This window comes from Pectobacterium odoriferum (genome assembly GCF_009931295.1).
Lineage (GTDB): Bacteria > Pseudomonadota > Gammaproteobacteria > Enterobacterales > Enterobacteriaceae > Pectobacterium > Pectobacterium odoriferum.
In genome coordinates this window covers 1,419,401-1,436,822 of sequence record NZ_CP034938.1, presented here as the reverse complement: position 1 = coordinate 1,436,822, position 17,422 = coordinate 1,419,401, and the positions used below count along the sequence as shown (strand labels likewise).

At 52.8% G+C, this 17,422-nt stretch carries 12 protein-coding genes; 9 read left to right on the top strand and 3 right to left on the bottom strand.

The genetic code is table 11. The annotated features are described in order from the left end of the window. Nucleotides 1–14 precede the first annotated feature (14 nt). Together rcsC and gyrA are read right to left on the bottom strand one after the other, a co-directional pair. Nucleotides 15–2,870: a two-component system sensor histidine kinase RcsC gene (gene rcsC / locus EO763_RS06300; RefSeq protein ID WP_161528424.1), complete on the bottom strand. Its 2,856-nt coding sequence runs from the start codon at nt 2,868–2,870 to the stop codon at nt 15–17. 115 nt (nt 2,871–2,985) lie between these two features. Further along, nucleotides 2,986–5,625: a DNA topoisomerase (ATP-hydrolyzing) subunit A gene (gene gyrA, locus EO763_RS06295; RefSeq protein WP_161528423.1), complete on the bottom strand. Its 2,640-nt coding sequence runs from the start codon at nt 5,623–5,625 to the stop codon at nt 2,986–2,988. Nucleotides 5,626–5,885: 260 nt separating this feature from the next. On the opposite strand from gyrA, the gene ubiG reads away from it, so the two are divergent. The 6 genes from ubiG to EO763_RS06265 all read left to right on the top strand — a co-directional run bounded on the left by ubiG (nt 5,886) and on the right by EO763_RS06265 (nt 12,397). Next, nucleotides 5,886–6,605 (top strand): bifunctional 2-polyprenyl-6-hydroxyphenol methylase/3-demethylubiquinol 3-O-methyltransferase UbiG, encoded by a 720-nt coding sequence (gene ubiG, locus EO763_RS06290; RefSeq protein WP_104213327.1) that lies wholly within the window; start codon nt 5,886–5,888, stop codon nt 6,603–6,605. 346 nt (nt 6,606–6,951) lie between these two features. Next, complete coding sequence (nrdA, locus tag EO763_RS06285; RefSeq protein ID WP_039494145.1) at nt 6,952–9,237, top strand: class 1a ribonucleoside-diphosphate reductase subunit alpha; 2,286 nt, start codon at nt 6,952–6,954, stop codon at nt 9,235–9,237. 122 nt (nt 9,238–9,359) lie between these two features. Next, nucleotides 9,360–10,490: a class Ia ribonucleoside-diphosphate reductase subunit beta gene (gene nrdB, locus EO763_RS06280; protein ID WP_161528422.1), complete on the top strand. Its 1,131-nt coding sequence runs from the start codon at nt 9,360–9,362 to the stop codon at nt 10,488–10,490. Nucleotides 10,491–10,493: 3 nt separating this feature from the next. Further along, the gene (gene yfaE, locus EO763_RS06275; RefSeq protein WP_161528421.1) at nt 10,494–10,754 is read left to right on the top strand and encodes a class I ribonucleotide reductase maintenance protein YfaE; all 261 of its coding nucleotides are present in this window, start codon (nt 10,494–10,496) and stop codon (nt 10,752–10,754) included. Nucleotides 10,755–11,027: 273 nt separating this feature from the next. Continuing rightward, on the top strand, nt 11,028–11,942 hold the full coding sequence (locus tag EO763_RS06270) for an SPFH domain-containing protein (protein WP_010301277.1): 915 nt from the start codon (nt 11,028–11,030) through the stop codon (nt 11,940–11,942). Continuing rightward, nucleotides 11,942–12,397 (top strand): NfeD family protein, encoded by a 456-nt coding sequence (locus EO763_RS06265; RefSeq protein WP_161528420.1) that lies wholly within the window; start codon nt 11,942–11,944, stop codon nt 12,395–12,397. Before EO763_RS06270 ends, EO763_RS06265 begins: the two co-directional genes overlap by 1 nt. Before the next feature lie 57 nt (nt 12,398–12,454). Here EO763_RS06265 and cueR read toward each other — a convergent pair whose 3' ends face one another. Continuing rightward, nucleotides 12,455–12,856 carry a Cu(I)-responsive transcriptional regulator gene (gene cueR / locus EO763_RS06260; RefSeq protein ID WP_161528419.1) on the bottom strand — a complete coding sequence of 134 codons (402 nt, stop codon included), beginning with the start codon at nt 12,854–12,856 and terminating at the stop codon, nt 12,455–12,457. A 116-nt stretch (nt 12,857–12,972) separates the two neighbouring features. Between cueR and copA the strand changes: the two genes are divergently transcribed. The 3 genes from copA (at nt 12,973) to ybaK (ending at nt 17,239) form a co-directional block, all read left to right on the top strand. After that, complete coding sequence (copA, locus tag EO763_RS06255; RefSeq protein WP_161528418.1) at nt 12,973–15,696, top strand: copper-exporting P-type ATPase CopA; 2,724 nt, start codon at nt 12,973–12,975, stop codon at nt 15,694–15,696. Between the two features lie 174 nt (nt 15,697–15,870). Continuing rightward, complete coding sequence (locus tag EO763_RS06250) at nt 15,871–16,689, top strand: TraB/GumN family protein (protein ID WP_161528417.1); 819 nt, start codon at nt 15,871–15,873, stop codon at nt 16,687–16,689. Between the two features lie 70 nt (nt 16,690–16,759). Beyond that, entirely contained in the window at nt 16,760–17,239 is a 480-nt protein-coding gene (gene ybaK / locus EO763_RS06245) for a Cys-tRNA(Pro)/Cys-tRNA(Cys) deacylase YbaK (RefSeq protein ID WP_039494133.1), read from the top strand. Nucleotides 17,240–17,422 lie beyond the last annotated feature (183 nt).

Below are 17,422 nucleotides of genomic sequence, written 5' to 3'. Positions count from 1 at the left end.
GGTGCAGGTGCTGGTTATTCCATAGATGTTCTCGCCTGACGCACCACGTTGCTGTAATGCGCCAACGACTGCTGCAACGTATCCAGCGTAACCGGTTTTGACAAACAGTTATCCATCCCAGCACCAAGGCAACGATCTCGTTCTTCTGCCAACGCATTTGCCGTAACACCGATAACAGGGAAGCGTAATCCCTGCTCACGCATACGTTGTGTGAACAAATAACCATCCATATTCGGCATGTTGACATCCGTCAGCACGATATCAATGTGATTTTTACTCAACACGCTCAGCCCATCTACGCCATCATTCGCCGTCATCGCTTGATAGCCCAGAGAACCGAGCTGATCCGCCAACAGTCGACGGTTGATGGGGTGGTCGTCAACCACCAGAATCATAATGTCGCCATTCTCAGCCCGTACGTAGCTGGTCAGCGGCGGTGAAATCTCGACGCGATTTCTGTCTTCGCTTTCTGAGCGATAGATTTTCTCGAGCAAATCAGGCAAATGTTGAGGTGTGGACGTCCCTTGCACCCAGTGCCCGTCGCTCACTTCCTGCGCTGATCCGTTATGCGCGCCACTCATCACGATATGGGCTCGAACGGCAATGTCCTCTGTCGACGTATAATCACTAATCATCACATCATCAGGCGATACAGTTTGATTCTGATAACGCGTGACCTGCACCCCCTGTCCCTGCAACAGCGTCAGCAGATAAGCCTCCAGCCGGGCATTCCGTATCCTCAACCAGCACATTTTCCCTTGCAGACTGGCATTGATCGCCGCTGGGGCATAGTGCGCTTTATACAGCGGAATTCTTACGCCAAACAGGCTGCCGAGCCCAGGCTCCGACTCGATGGTAATGTCTCCATCCATCAGATTGACCAACTTCTCACAAATCGCCAGCCCTAATCCCGTGCCCTGAAAATGACGCTGGACACCGCTCCCAGCCTGGAAGAACGGGTCAAACAGCTTCACCGCCTCGCGCGGTTGAATGCCCACGCCAGTGTCACGCACCACAAACTCCAGATAGCCATCACGACAGCCGACTTCGAAAATGATGCAGCCCGTGTCTGTAAATTTGATGGCATTACTCAGCAGGTTAGATAACACCTGCTGCAAACGTACGGGATCGCCGAACAGACTGACCGGCACATTAGGAGCGATAAAACAGTACAGCGTCAGACGTTTCTTGACCACCAGCGGGAGGTAATTGCTGGTGATGTGGCTGATGACCTCATGCGGCGCAAATTCACATGGTTCGATCTTCAACTGCTCCGACTCAATCTTGGAAAAATCGAGGATATCGCTAATGATTTTCAGCAGAAGCGAAGAAGAGTTGTTCATCGCCGCAACCAGGCGGTTGGCGTCCTGCGGCAGCGATTTAGTTTGCAGCAAATCGAGATTACCGATAATTCCGTAAAGCGGCGTACGCAATTCATGGCTGACAGTGGCAAGGAACATCGATTTAGACTGGCTTGCTTGCTCGGCAGCATTCGCCATTTCCTGTAGCGACTCTTCCATTTTGACGCGTGCGCTGACGTCCAGCAGCACACAAATCGCCACGTTTTCATTACGATAGCGCGAATGGACAAAGCTGATTTGCAGGTGATGATTACGGCTGGTCATGACATCTACAAACTTGGACTGCTGCTCGCAAATGATACGGGTAATTCGCAGCCTATCCTCGTGGGTAAGCAGGTTGAGATAGTTGTGCGCCAGCTCATTACTGAGGATGTTTGTGCCGTCGTTAATACGCAGGATGCAAATCCCTACCGGAGCCGACGCCACAATCTTACGGTTGAATTGCTCATTCTCTTCCAGTTGGAACGCATTCACCTCCGCAGGCAGCAGCATTTTCCGCTCAAACACCAATGCCAGCACAAACAGCAAAATAGCCCATAGCATATTCAGCACAAGCATGTTGATCATCAATGCGCTGATGTGAGAAAGCAGTACCTTCAACGGCAGCGAGTACACAATGCTGAACGACGTAGGCAGCAGCGATTTCTTCAGAATGAGTTCATCATAACCATTCACATAGCCAAAATAGTTATGATCGGAGGGGTAGTTGCCTACCGAAGACGCGTAGCGCTCCTTATCGTCGGAAAACTGTAAAACGACCTGATTATATTGATCCAGCAGCCGAGCGCCGATCGGAAATTTACCTATGGTGACGAAATCATCCAGACGAATTGTCTGTTCAATCCCCATGATGACTTCCAGTTTGTTATCGACATAAATTGGCGTCAGTGCATATAAATAGCCAACATCGGGGATAGACGCAGGGGTAATCCAATAGACCGTTTCATCACGTCCGCTTTGGGTGCGACTCTTCTTCTGCTCCTGAAACCGATCCTGCACATTTTTAAGCAAGTTATCACGGTCGAGCGACTGATTACGAATGCCAAAATCAACCATACAGCGCCGATCGCCGCCGATAAAAAAGACTCGATTAAGATCGTAGACGGCAGAGAAATTATCCTGCCAGCCATTGAAAAAATGGCTCAATGAGAGCAGGGTCGCATTCCCGCCATATTGCGTGGAACAGGTTGCGCCGGGAGCCAGCGCATAAACGGAGACGCCGGGGCCCCCTTCCGTTGGCGGCTCTGCCTTTTCTCTTGCCAGCATCAGGCGATTTGCCGCCAGATACTGGAGTTCACGCACAATATCCGACGCGTGTCGGATGTAACCCTGAGACTGCTCAAAGCTGAGGTTATACTCCTGCCGCAGCTCTGATTCTTTTTCATTCAATACTTTAGTGACATAAAAAACGGATATCAGTGCGCCCAACACCCACAGCATGACCGCCAGAACCCGAAACAAATAGCGGGACACCTTTAATGTGGTCTGGAATGAAGCGAGATATTTCAAATGGATACCGTTGAATAATGGAAGAACCCGTTTGCTGATACACTACCGAGAGTCGATAAAAAAAGCCAGCGCATCGCGCTGGCTTACTCTGCTCATTCCGACTTAATGAAAAGGCTTATTCGTCATCTTCAGCGATATCATCATCGCCATCAATGTCATCGATAGCATCATCGTCTTCGACAACTTCGCCTTCAACTTTTACTACGCCATCCAGCTCTTCATCTTCTACTGGCTCAGCAACGCGTTGCAGGCCGACAACATGTTCGTCTTCCGCCGTACGAATCAGCGTGACACCCTGCGTGTTACGGCCAACGATACTGACTTCTGATACACGAGTCCGCACCAACGTTCCCGCATCGGTGATCATCATGATCTGGTCTGCGGCATCAACCTGAACCGCGCCAACCACTTTACCGTTACGTTCGCTGACCTTGATAGAGATAACCCCTTTCGTCGCACGCGACTTGGTCGGGTACTCGCTCACGGCAGTACGCTTACCAAAGCCATTTTGCGTGACGGTCAGGATATCGCCTTCGCCGCGAGGAATGATCAGAGAAACGACACGATCTTCGCCTTGCAAGTTGATACCACGGACGCCCGTTGCCGTACGGCCCATGGAACGCACCGCCTGTTCGGAGAAGCGAACCACTTTGCCTTCCGCAGAGAACAGCATCGCTTCATCGCTACCGTCGGTCAGGTCAACGCCAATCAGCTCGTCACCTTCATTCAGGTTAACCGCGATGATCCCCGCGCTGCGCGGACGACTGAATTCCGTCAGCGCCGTCTTCTTCACGGTACCGCTCGCGGTTGCCATGAAGATATGGCGGCCTTCTTCATATTCACGCACCGGCAGAATCGCCGTAATACGCTCATTCGGTTCAAGCGGCAGCAGGTTGACGATCGGACGACCACGCGCACCACGGCTGGCTTCCGGCAGTTGGTACACCTTCATCCAGTACAAGCGACCACGGCTGGAGAAGCACAGAATCGTGTCGTGGGTGTTGGCCACCAGCAGGCGATCGATAAAGTCTTCTTCCTTAATACGAGCAGCAGACTTACCACGACCACCGCGACGCTGGGCTTCATAGTCGCTCAGTGGCTGATACTTCACGTAGCCCTGATGAGACAGCGTAACAACAACATCTTCCTGGTTGATCAGATCTTCGATATTGATATCAGCGGTGTTTGCCGTAATTTCCGTGCGGCGCTCGTCGCTGTACTGCGTTTTGATCGCTTCCAGCTCTTCGCGGATGACTTCCATCAGACGCTCAGGGCTATTGAGGATATAAAGCAGCTCGGCGATTTCCGCCAGCAGCGCTTTATATTCATCCAGCAGCTTTTCGTGCTCCATGCCGGTCAGCTTCTGCAAACGCAGATCCAGAATCGCCTGCGCCTGCGGTTCCGTCAGGTAATAGTGACCGTCACGGATACCGAACTCTGGCTCCAGCCACTCTGGACGCGCAGCATCATCGCCCGCACGTTCCAACATCGTGGCAACGCTACCCAGTTCCCACGCTTGTGCGATCAGCGACGCTTTCGCTTCAGCAGGTGACGCAGCACGGCGAATCAGTTCGATAATCGGATCGATGTTCGCCAACGCAATAGCCAGACCTTCCAGTATATGAGCACGGTCACGGGCTTTACGCAGTTCAAAAATGGTACGACGCGTCACCACTTCACGGCGGTGGCGCACAAACGCAACCAGAATGTCCTTCAGCGGCATGATCTTCGGCTGGCCCTGATGCAGAGCGACCATGTTGATGCCGAATGACGTCTGAAGCTGCGTCTGGGAGTACAGATTATTCAGTACCACTTCGCCCACGGCGTCACGTTTAATCTCGATGACGATACGCATACCGTCTTTATCGGATTCGTCACGCAGCGCGCTAATGCCTTCGATACGTTTATCTTTGACCAGCTCGGCAATTTTCTCGATCAGGCGCGCTTTGTTCACCTGATACGGAATTTCATGCACGATGATGGTTTCACGTCCGGTTTTCGCGTCCGCTTCAACCTCGGCACGTGCACGGATGTAAATTTTACCGCGCCCGGTACGATAGGCTTCTTCAATGCCGCGTCGGCCATTAATGATCGCCGCCGTCGGGAAATCTGGGCCTTTGATGTGTTCCATCAACCCTTCAAGGCTGATGTTTTCATCATCGATATACGCCAGACAGCCGTTCACGACTTCCGTTAGGTTATGCGGTGGAATGTTCGTTGCCATCCCGACTGCGATACCGGAAGAACCGTTAACCAGCAGGTTGGGAATACGCGTTGGCATGACGTCAGGAATCTGCTCGGTGCCGTCATAGTTCGGCACAAAATCGACCGTCTCTTTTTCGAGATCGGCCAGCAGTTCATGAGCAATTTTCGACATGCGAATTTCGGTATAACGCATCGCCGCCGCGGAGTCGCCGTCAATCGAACCGAAGTTGCCCTGACCATCAACCAGCATGTAACGCAGTGAGAAAGGCTGCGCCATACGTACGATGGTTTCATAAACGGCAAAGTCGCCGTGTGGGTGGTATTTACCGATGACATCCCCGACGACACGGGCGGATTTTTTATACGGTTTGTTCCAGTCGTTACCCAGTACGCTCATCGCATACAGTACGCGGCGGTGTACCGGTTTTAGTCCATCACGAACATCTGGTAATGCACGCCCGACAATAACGGACATCGCATAATCCAGATACGAGCTTTTCAGCTCTTCTTCAATGTTGACCGGTGTGATTTCTCTGGCAAGGTCGCTCATGGAGCCGCTATCCCTCTATTTAGGCATCTACCCGTGTTCAGAAAAGTGAACCGTTCAGATTAGGTGAACTGTTCAAAAGGTGAAAAATTATATCACAAACCGCCGTTTCGGGGGAAACTCCCTTCCGCCCTGAACAGACTGTTTTCCCAATGGACTTTATTCACAGGCTATCCCTCAGAGAAAACGGACACCGCTGCACGTTGCGACACGAAGGGAGTATACTCGCGGCAGTAGAAGATAACGAAAGGCAGTGATGACACATGAATGTAGAGAATCAAACTCCGAACGTTGACCATCAGGAGATTGCCAAATTTGAGGCTATCGCTTCACGCTGGTGGGATTTAGAAGGTGAATTCAAACCATTGCACCGCATTAATCCGCTGCGTCTGGGCTATATTTCGCAGCACGCGGAAGGCCTGTTCGGCAAGAAAGTGCTGGATGTCGGCTGCGGCGGCGGCATTTTGGCCGAAAGCATGGCGCATGAAGGCGCGGACGTCACTGGGCTCGATATGGGCGCAGAACCGTTGCAGGTCGCGCGTTTGCATGCGCTGGAAAGCGGTGTCGCCGTTGATTACGTGCAGGAAACGGTAGAAGCGCATGCACACGCTCATCCGGGCCTCTACGATGTCGTCACCTGTATGGAAATGCTAGAGCATGTTCCCGACCCACAATCCGTGGTGCAGGCCTGCGCCAAGTTGGTCAAACCCGGCGGACACGTCTTTTTCTCCACCATCAACCGCAATGCGAAAGCGTGGATGATGGCTGTTATCGGTGCGGAGTACGTGCTAAAAATGGTGCCACGCGGCACGCACGACATTAAGAAATTCATTCGCCCGGCAGAGCTGATGCACTGGGTTGACAGTACACCGCTGCGTGAAAAGCATATCACCGGGCTGCACTACAACCCGCTGACGGACCACTTTAAACTGGGTCCAAACGTGGACGTGAACTACATGCTGCACACTCGCCACGATAAATAGAACCGATTAAGAATGCTCTTAAAAGATGCGCGGTTTTTGCCGCGCATAATCATATTGATGACGAAACCAGCAAAAGATCACAAAGCACATCCCGCACAAATTAAGGAAAGTATCCTTAACTACCTTGTTTGATGGGGTTTTTAACAAAATGTCTGTTCTTAAATCCTTAAATTAACGAAAAATCAACTCTTGTTCTTAAAAGAATCCACACTACAATACTCACCATGTAGTAGCTATTTATCAAAAAATATCTATATCTAGTATTTATCCACAGAGTTAGTCACAGGGGTGTTTCTGTGAATAAACAGGGGATATTTTTTATTTTCACCAACAGGTAAATCCCAACATGAACCAGAGCTTGCTCGTTACCAAACGCGATGGCAGTAAAGAAAAAATCAATTTGGATAAAATCCACCGCGTCATTACCTGGGCCGCAGAAGGTTTACACAATGTTTCCGTTTCTCAGGTCGAACTGCGTTCACACATTCAGTTTTATGACAGCATCAAAACCTCTGATATCCATGAAACCATCATTAAGGCCGCAGCCGATCTAATCTCTCGCGAAAGCCCGGATTATCAATATCTGGCCGCGCGTTTGGCTATCTTCCATCTGCGTAAGAAAGCCTACGGCCAGTTTGAGCCGCCTGCTCTGCTGACTCACGTCACCAAGATGGTAGAACTGGGCAAGTACGACAAACACCTGCTGGAAGACTATAGCCAGGAAGAATTCGCCCAAATGGACGCTTTCATCGATCACTGGCGTGACATGAATTTCTCCTATGCAGCGGTGAAACAGCTGGAAGGGAAATACCTGGTACAAAACCGTGTCACCGGTGATATCTACGAAAGCGCCCAATTCCTGTACATTCTGGTCGCCGCCTGCCTGTTCTCCGGCTACCCGCGTGAGACGCGTCTGGATTACGTTAAACGTTTTTATGACGCGATCTCTACGTTCAAAATTTCTCTGCCAACGCCAATCATGGCGGGGGTGCGTACGCCAACGCGTCAGTTCAGCTCTTGCGTGCTGATCGAATGTGGCGACAGTCTGGATTCCATCAACGCAACGTCCAGCGCTATTGTGAAATACGTTTCTCAACGTGCCGGTATCGGCATTAACGCGGGCCGCATCCGTGCGCTCGGTAGCCCAATTCGCGGCGGTGAAGCGTTCCACACGGGCTGTATTCCTTTCTATAAACACTTCCAGACGGCAGTGAAATCCTGCTCTCAGGGCGGCGTACGCGGCGGTGCTGCCACGCTGTTCTACCCGCTGTGGCATCTGGAAGTGGAAAGTCTGCTGGTACTGAAAAACAACCGTGGCGTAGAAGGCAACCGCGTGCGTCACCTCGATTACGGCGTGCAGTTGAACAAACTGATGTATCAGCGTTTGGTAAAAGGTGAAGAGATCACCCTGTTCAGCCCATCTGACGTCCCCGGGCTGTACGACGCTTTCTTTGCCGATCAGGATGAATTCGAGCGCCTGTATGTACAATATGAGCAGGATGCCAGTATCCGCAAACAGCGTATCAAAGCCGGTGAGCTGTTCTCCCTGATGATGCAGGAACGTGCTTCCACAGGACGCATTTATATTCAGAACGTTGACCACTGCAACACGCACAGCCCATTCGATCCACAGATTGCGCCGGTTCGCCAGTCTAACCTGTGTCTGGAAATCGCGCTGCCGACCAAGCCGTTGAACGACGTGAATGATGAAAATGGTGAAATCGCGCTGTGTACGCTGTCTGCTTTCAACCTCGGTGCCATCAATAGCTTAGACGATCTGGAAGAGCTGGCGACGCTGGCCGTGCGTGCGTTGGATGCCCTGCTGGATTATCAGGATTACCCGATTAAGGCCGCAGAGCGTGGTGCGATGGGTCGCCGTACATTAGGTATTGGCGTCATCAACTTCGCCTACTATCTGGCGAAAAATGGCGTGCGCTACTCCGACGGCAGCGCTAACGGCCTGACGCACAAAACGTTTGAAGCTATTCAGTACTATCTGTTGAAGGCATCGAATGTGCTGGCACGTGAGCAAGGTGCCTGCCCGTGGTTCAATGAAACTACCTATTCACAGGGTATTTTGCCTATCGATACCTATAAGCGCGATCTGGATGCGATCTGTAACGAACCACTGCATCTCGACTGGGAAGCGCTGCGTAATGACATCAAAGAGTACGGTCTGCGTAACTCCACGCTGTCCGCGCTGATGCCATCTGAAACCTCATCTCAGATCTCCAACGCCACCAACGGTATTGAACCGCCGCGCGGCCACATCAGCGTCAAAGCGTCCAAAGACGGCATTCTGCGCCAAGTGGTACCGGAGTACGAAACGCTGAAAGACGCTTACGAACTGCTGTGGGATATGCCAAATAACGACGGCTATCTGCAACTGGTTGGTCTGATGCAGAAATTTGTCGATCAGGCGATCTCTTCCAACACTAACTACGATCCGTCACGTTTCCCATCAGGTCGAGTACCGATGAAACAGCTGCTGAAAGATCTGGTCACGGCCTACAAATTCGGCGTGAAAACGCTGTATTACCAAAACACCCGTGACGGCGCGGAAGACGTACAAGACGATCTGTTGGCAGAACCGCAGGACGACGGCTGCGAAGGCGGCGCGTGTAAGATTTAAGCCAATAATGAAAGGCTGCCGATGCAGCCTTTCTCTTTTATAGCAGGCGTCGCTGCCTCGCCCCTTATGGGCCTTCACAAGCGGCGTTAAAAAATGCTACCGGCATTTTTTTGGAGAGACTCATGGCCTATACCACGTTTTCACAGAACAAAAATGACCAACTGCTAGAACCGATGTTCTTCGGTCAGTCGGTTAACGTTGCACGTTTCGATCAGCAAAAGTATGAAATTTTCGAAAAACTGATCGAAAAACAGCTGTCCTTCTTCTGGCGTCCGGAAGAAGTTGACGTGTCCCGCGATCGCATCGACTATCAGGCGCTGCCCGATCATGAAAAACACATCTTCATCAGCAACCTGAAATACCAAACGCTGCTGGATTCAATTCAGGGACGTAGCCCAAACGTAGCGCTGCTGCCGCTGATTTCTATCCCTGAGTTGGAAACCTGGGTGGAAACCTGGGCTTTCTCGGAAACCATTCACTCACGCTCCTACACGCACATCATTCGTAATATCGTGAACGATCCATCGCTGGTGTTTGACGATATCGTAACGAACGAAGAGATTTTGAAGCGCGCCAAGGATATCTCTGGTTACTACGACTCGCTGATTGAGATGACCAGCTACTATCATTTGCTGGGTGAAGGGACACATCAGGTTAACGGCAAGACCGTGACCGTGAACCTACATGAACTGAAAAAGCAGTTGTATATCTGCCTGATGAGCGTAAACGCGCTGGAAGCCATTCGTTTCTACGTCAGCTTCGCCTGTTCATTTGCTTTTGCAGAACGCGAACTGATGGAAGGCAATGCCAAAATCATCAAGCTGATCGCCCGTGATGAAGCGCTGCACCTGACCGGCACGCAGCACATGCTGAACCTGATGCGTTCGGGCCATGACGACCCAGGAATGGCGCAGATTGCCGAGGAATGTCAGCAAGAGTGCTATGACCTGTTCGTGCTCGCTGCTCAGCAAGAAAAAGAGTGGGCTGAATACCTGTTCCGTGATGGTTCGATGATTGGTCTGAACAAAGATATTCTGTGCCAGTACGTGGAATACATCACCAACATCCGCATGCAGGCGGTTGGGCTGCCGCTGCCGTTCCAGACGCGCACGAACCCAATCCCGTGGATCAACGCCTGGCTGGTGTCCGATAACGTACAGGTCGCGCCACAGGAAGTTGAAGTCAGCTCTTATCTGGTCGGTCAGATCGATTCAGAAATCAGCGACGACGATCTGAGCGATTTCCAGCTGTAATCGATGAGCAATCCAACGATCACACTGCGCACATCCGGTGCGCAGTTTTCCTGTTCAGACGACGGCTATTCGCTGCTGGATGTACTGGAGTCTAACCGAGTCAGCATTGAATATCAGTGCCGCTCCGGCTATTGCGGCTCCTGTCGACTGCGTCTGGTGAAAGGCAGAGTAGCGTATCGTCAAACTCCGCTGGCCTGCATCCAACAGGATGAAATCCTCCCCTGCTGCTGTATGCCTCAGGGCGATATCGAACTCGATATCTAGCCCCATTCCCTCACAGGACATTCTCCTTACCGCGTTTACTGGCGGGCGTATTTACTGCCCGCTTTCATACCCAAGTGAGTTACACTACCCACTAAAATCGTTTTTCGACTGCTATATACCCTAAATAATTCAAGTTGCGGGACAAAACACAGGTGTTTTGAACAACACAAAGCGTTGGCCCGTCAGGGCGAGGCTCAGAGATGAGCTGAGTATTACCAACGAACATGCAGCTTGAAGTATGGCGGGGATAAAACAACCTGGAGGTTTTAGAATATGCTCACCGTCATTCCTATTTTAATCTTTGTTGCACTCATCATCGTCTGGTCAGGCATCAAAATCGTACCTCAGGGATATCAATGGACTGTGGAACGGTTTGGTCGCTATACCAAAACGCTGATGCCGGGGCTGAATCTGGTCGTGCCGTTTATGGATCGTGTTGGTCGTAAAATCAACATGATGGAACAGGTATTAGATATCCCCTCTCAGGAAATAATCTCACGCGATAACGCCAATGTAGCCATTGATGCCGTGTGTTTTATTCAGGTGATCGATCCCGCGCGGGCCGCCTATGAAGTTAGCAATCTGGAACAGGCTATCGTGAACCTCACCATGACCAACTTCCGTACGGTGCTGGGTTCCATGGAGCTGGATGAAATGCTGTCTCAGCGCGATAGCATTAACACCCGCCTGCTGCACATTGTTGATGAAGCCACTAACCCGTGGGGCGTGAAAATCACCCGCATCGAGATTCGCGACGTACGTCCACCCGCTGAACTGATTGCCGCCATGAACGCGCAGATGAAAGCGGAGCGTAACAAACGTGCCGATATTCTGGAGGCCGAAGGGGTACGTCAGGCCGCTATCCTGAAAGCCGAAGGGGAAAAACAGTCGCAGATTCTCAAAGCTGAAGGCCAACGCCAATCTGCCTTCCTTGAAGCAGAAGCGCGTGAGCGTGCAGCAGAAGCGGAAGCACAGGCGACTAAAATGGTATCCGAAGCCATCGCGGCAGGTAACATTCAGGCGATTAACTACTTCGTCGCACAGAAATATACTGATGCGCTACAGCAGATCGGTTCTTCTAATAACAGCAAAGTGATCATGATGCCGCTGGAAGCCAGCAACCTGATGGGGGCTATCGGTGGGATCACGGAACTGATTAAAGATAGCAAAAACAGCCGAGGTCAATAATGGGCATTGAACTGGTGATGGAAAATGCGCACTGGTTCTGGCTGTCGCTCGGCGGTCTGCTTTTGGCCGCCGAAATGCTGGGTGCCAGTGGCTATTTGCTGTGGAGCGGTTTATCGGCAGTATTGGTTGGGCTATTAACGTGGGTGATGCCGCTGGGGTGGCCATTACAGGGAACGATTTTCGCCATCCTGACGATCGTTACGGCACTACTCTGGTGGTATTGGCTGCGTAAACGAACGCAGTCACGCCCACCGTCGATGCTCAACCAGCGCGGGCAACAACTGGTTGGACTACGCGCTACGCTGACCGATCCGGTGATCAACGGTTTCGGGCGGGTAAACATCGGTGACAGCAGTTGGCGCGTGAAATCAGAACAAGATCTGCCCGCCGGTACGCAGGTTGAAGTGATTGCCATCGATGGTATCACGCTGCATGTGCGCCCGACTGAGCGCTAACATAACGCATTATTTGGGGGAGCCCGTCTCCCCTTTGTGACACTATTCTTTTTGACACTACCCTTTCTGACAACAGCCCGCCAGATTATTGATTATCGGACACTCCGCCCCCCCATCTCCCGGACACTGTTCGGCCAGCGCCAGCAAATGTTCACGCATCGTTTTCAGCTCTTCGATATGCATCTCGATTTCCTGCACTTTCTGCAAGGTTCGTGCTTTTACATCCGAACTTCGCCGCAGCGGATCGTTAAATAACGTAACCAACTCTCGGCATTCATCCAGATTAAAACCAACCTGGCGCGCCTGACGCAGCAGCGTCAGCTCTTCGACGTGATGGTCGTCGTAGCTGCGGTAACCATTTTCAGAACGCAGCGGCGTAGTCAGAAGTTCTTTCTCTTCATAGAAGCGAATGGTTTTACTACTAAGACCGGTTTTTTTCGCAACATCACTGATATTCATGATTTCCCCCTTGACCCTCCCCTTGCTAGAAGGTTTACCTTACTCAATAACTAGTAGAAATCAGATGGCCGGTCAACGTCTTTCACCGCCGGCTGTGATCACGGGAGAAAATTATTATGTCTCAAACTATCGTGTTGTCGTTGCAGGGACTGACCTGCGGACACTGTGTCCAACGCGTGAAAAAAGCACTGGATGCGTTGCCTGCGATCGAACAAACCAACGTCACCCAACAGTACGCCAGCGTCAGCGGTGACGTTGATTCCCAGACGTTGATCGACACTATTGAGCAGGCTGGCTACGAAGCACAGCTTGCTACCACGCCGGATGTCTCTCTTCAGCTTTCCGGCCTGAGCTGCAATCACTGCGTCGCCGCTACGCGTAAAGTGCTGGAAACCATTCCCGGCGTCGTGGCGACGGATGTCACCACAGAGCAGGCAACCGTGTATGGCAACGTTGAGGCCACAACACTGATTAGCGCCATTGAAGAAGCCGGCTATCACGCCAGCGTGCAGGAGAACATTCACCCAAAAACTGAGCCGCTGGCACAGGTAGCGACGACGCCGGAAGCGCTGCCAGCGGCCGAGAGTACTCTTCCGGCAATAACAACACTCGCCACCCGCGATGACGACAGCGTACAGCTCCTGCTTCAGGGCATGAGTTGCGCCAGCTGTGTGAACCGCGTACAAACTGCGCTACAAAACGTCAGCGGCGTCACACAGGCACGGGTGAATCTGGCCGAACGTAGCGCGTTAGTCAGCGGTCACGCCGAACCGGAAGCGCTGATCGCCGCCGTTGAGCAAGCGGGCTATGGCGCGGAAATTATTCAGGACGAAGAAGCTCGCCGCGCGCGCCAGCAGCAAACCTCTCAGCAGGCTATTCGCCGTTTCCAATGGCAGGCCGCGCTGGGATTACTGCTTGGTGTGCCGCTGATGTTGTGGGGCGTACTGGGCGGCAGCATGAGCCTGACGCCGGAAAGCCAAACGCCGTGGCTGGTCATCGGTATTTTGACGCTGGCGGTGATGGTGTTCGCTGGCAGTCATTTTTACCGTAACGCCTGGCGCAGTCTGAGAAATGGCACCGCGACCATGGATACGCTGGTCGCGCTGGGAACGGGTGCCGCCTGGCTTTACTCTATTACCGTCAATCTGTGGCCGGATCTTTTCCCGATGGCCGCGCGCCATCTTTATTATGAAGCCAGTGCGATGATCATCGGTTTAATCAACCTCGGTCATGCGCTGGAACAGCGTGCCCGTCAACGCTCTTCGCGGGCGCTGGAACGGTTACTGGATTTGACGCCCCCCACCGCCCGCGTCGTGACGCCGGAAGGTGAAAAATCCATTCCGCTATCCGATGTGCAGGCCGGCATGACGCTGCGTCTGACAACCGGCGATCGTATTCCTGTCGATGGCGAGATTTTGCAAGGCGAAGTGTGGGTGGATGAAGCCATGCTGACCGGGGAACCGATCCCGCAAGCCAAAACGTCCGGCGATACGGTTCACGCAGGTACGCTGGTTTCCGACGGTAGCGTCCTCTTTCGCGCGGACGCCATCGGCAACCAAACCACCCTATCGCGAATCATCCGACTGGTCAGGCAGGCGCAAAGTAGCAAACCCGCTATCGGCCAGTTGGCGGATCGTATTTCTGCCGTGTTTGTTCCCGTCGTCGTGGCCATCGCCCTTCTCAGCGGTGCAATCTGGTTCTTCGTGGGGCCACAGCCGCAGATTGTCTACACGCTCATTATCGTCACGACCGTTCTGATCATTGCTTGCCCCTGTGCGCTTGGGCTGGCAACACCGATGTCGATTATTTCCGGCGTCGGACGTGCCGCAGAGTTTGGCGTGCTGGTGCGTGATGCTGATGCCTTACAGCAGGCCAGTAAGCTGGATGTGCTGGTGTTTGACAAAACCGGTACGCTAACCGAAGGACAGCCGCGCGTCGTGGCGATTCATACCTTCGCCGACGTGACGGAAGTTCAGACGCTAGCCTGGGCGGCTTCGCTGGAGCAAGGCTCGAATCACCCACTGGCAAAAGCGATTCTTGAACGAGCAGAGAGTCTGACATTCACGCAAGTCGAACAGTTCCGTACGCTGCGCGGCCTCGGCGTCAGCGGCAAGATCGGTGATGCCGACCTGCTGCTGGGGAATCCAGCGCTGCTCAAACAGCATCAGGTCGATATCACCGCAGGCGAAACGCTGATCAATGAGCAGGCTCAGTGCGGTATCACGCCGGTATTGCTGGCGGCAAATGGCCACATCATTGCGGTGTTTTCCATCCACGATCCGCTGCGAGCGGATAGCGTCAGCGCCTTGCAACGTCTCCACCAGCAAGGCTATCAGCTCGTCATGCTCACGGGAGACAACCCGCTCACAGCGAAAAGCATCGCGAAAGAAGCGGGTATCGACCAAGTGATTGCTGGCGTGCTGCCAGACGGCAAAGCGGAAGCCATCAAAAAGCTACAGGCTCAGGGCAAGCGCGTGGCCATGATTGGTGATGGCATCAACGATGCGCCAGCACTGGCACAGGCCGATGTCGGCATTGCGATGGGCGGCGGCAGCGATATCGCGATTGAAACCGCCGCTATCACGCTGATGCGCCACAGCCTGCACGGTGTCGCCGATGCGCTGGCGCTCTCCAATGCCACGCTGCGCAACATGAAGCAGAACCTGCTGGGCGCATTTATCTATAACTCGCTGGGGATCCCCATTGCCGCTGGCGTGCTCTACCCGCTGACCGGGACGCTACTTAGCCCCGTGGTGGCCGGTGCAGCGATGGCGCTCTCCTCCATCACGGTGGTCAGCAACGCCAACCGCCTGCTGCGTTTTAAACCTAAAAATCAGTAATACAAACGCGGCGCGTTGTTGAGACGCGCCGCGTTTGGCCTTTCTGAAAATCATCGTGATGTTTATCGCCTGTAGCCAGACTTATTCAACCGCGTTCACTCCAGCTTCGGTATACCTTGTATTGTTCCGCATCTAGCGTTTAGCATAGTTATTCCACATCAGGAGACGGAACCAATGGGGCAACTGCTGCGTAGAATCGCGACTTTTCTTGGCTTTATCTCACCGCTGGCTTACGCCTACCCAGCGATAGACGTTCAGCTTACCAATGAACGACAGCTGCATCTGGTCGGCAGTATTCATATGGGTAGCAAGGATATGGCACCGCTGCCCGATACGCTGTTGCAACAGCTCCGGCAGGCGACCGCACTCATTGTCGAAGCCGATATATCCGATTCACATTCCCCCTTCGGACACAGTGACGCCGAGCCACCGCTCGTACAACGCCTCAGCCCAGAAAACTACCGCCAGTTGCAAAAAATCTGCGAGTCGCTCTCTTTCGATGAGAGCAATATCAGTACGCTTCCTGCCTGGCAGGCCGCACTGATGCTACAAGCGAGACAGGCACAGTTGCTGGGCTTACGCCCCGACTACGGCATCGATTATCAGTTGATTAACGCCGCGAAATCTCACGGTATTCAGGTTATCGAGCTAGAAGGACAGAAGACGCAGGTTGATTTGTTACAACAACTACCGCAGGGCGGCCTGCTGTTGCTGGAGGATACGATTAAACACTGGCGCACCAACGCCCATTTGCTACAAACGATGGTGGGCTGGTGGCTAGACAGCAGACCTAGCAAATATGCGCCGGATATCCCCGCGACGTTCAGCAATGAAATGACCGACCTGTTGATGGGCCAGCGTAACCGCCGCTGGCAGCAGCAACTTCAGGCGTTGCCACCCGGAAATTACGTTGTGGCCGTAGGCGCACTGCATCTGTATGGCGATGAGAACTTACCCACGCTGCTCAAAAATGGTCATACCGCAACCCCATGAAAGAACACGTTATGACGCGTAACCGCGTCCGCAAGATAAGGCCCGCAACAGGGTTAAGGATAGTGAAATCATGACACCCGCAGTCAATCTGCTCGAAAAAAACAAGGTCGCCTTTACGCTACACAGCTACCACCACGACAGCGATGAAACCAACTTTGGCGAAGAAGCGGCCAGAAAGCTGGGACTGAATAAAGAACAAGTTTATAAAACGCTGCTTGTTTCTCTGAATGGTGATGCGAAAAATCTCGCCGTGGCCGTTACGCCAGTCGCCGGCATGCTGGATCTCAAGAAAGTCGCCCGTGCGCTGTCGGCTAAAAAAGCGGATATGGCCGATCCGGTCATCGCTCAGCGTGTCACAGGTTATCTGGTAGGAGGAATCAGCCCACTTGGGCAGAAGAAACTGTTGCCAACCGTGATTGATGAACCGGCACGCCAGTTCGGTACCATTTTCATTTCCGGCGGTAAGCGTGGGTTGGATATTGAACTATCGGCAGACGATCTGGCGCGACTGCTGCGCGCCACCTTTGCCGATATCGCCAGGCATGATTAATACTCGTGATTAAATGAGCATAACCTGCCTGACGATGTAGCATCAAAGGAAGCAGATAGCAGAGGACTCCACGGCCAGTGTGTCCCCTGCTACCGCTTCATATACTCGTCATACTTCAAGTTTCATGTGCGTTGGCTGCACTACTCGACACACTGGCGTGTGGCTCGCCCCGTTGGGGCCGCT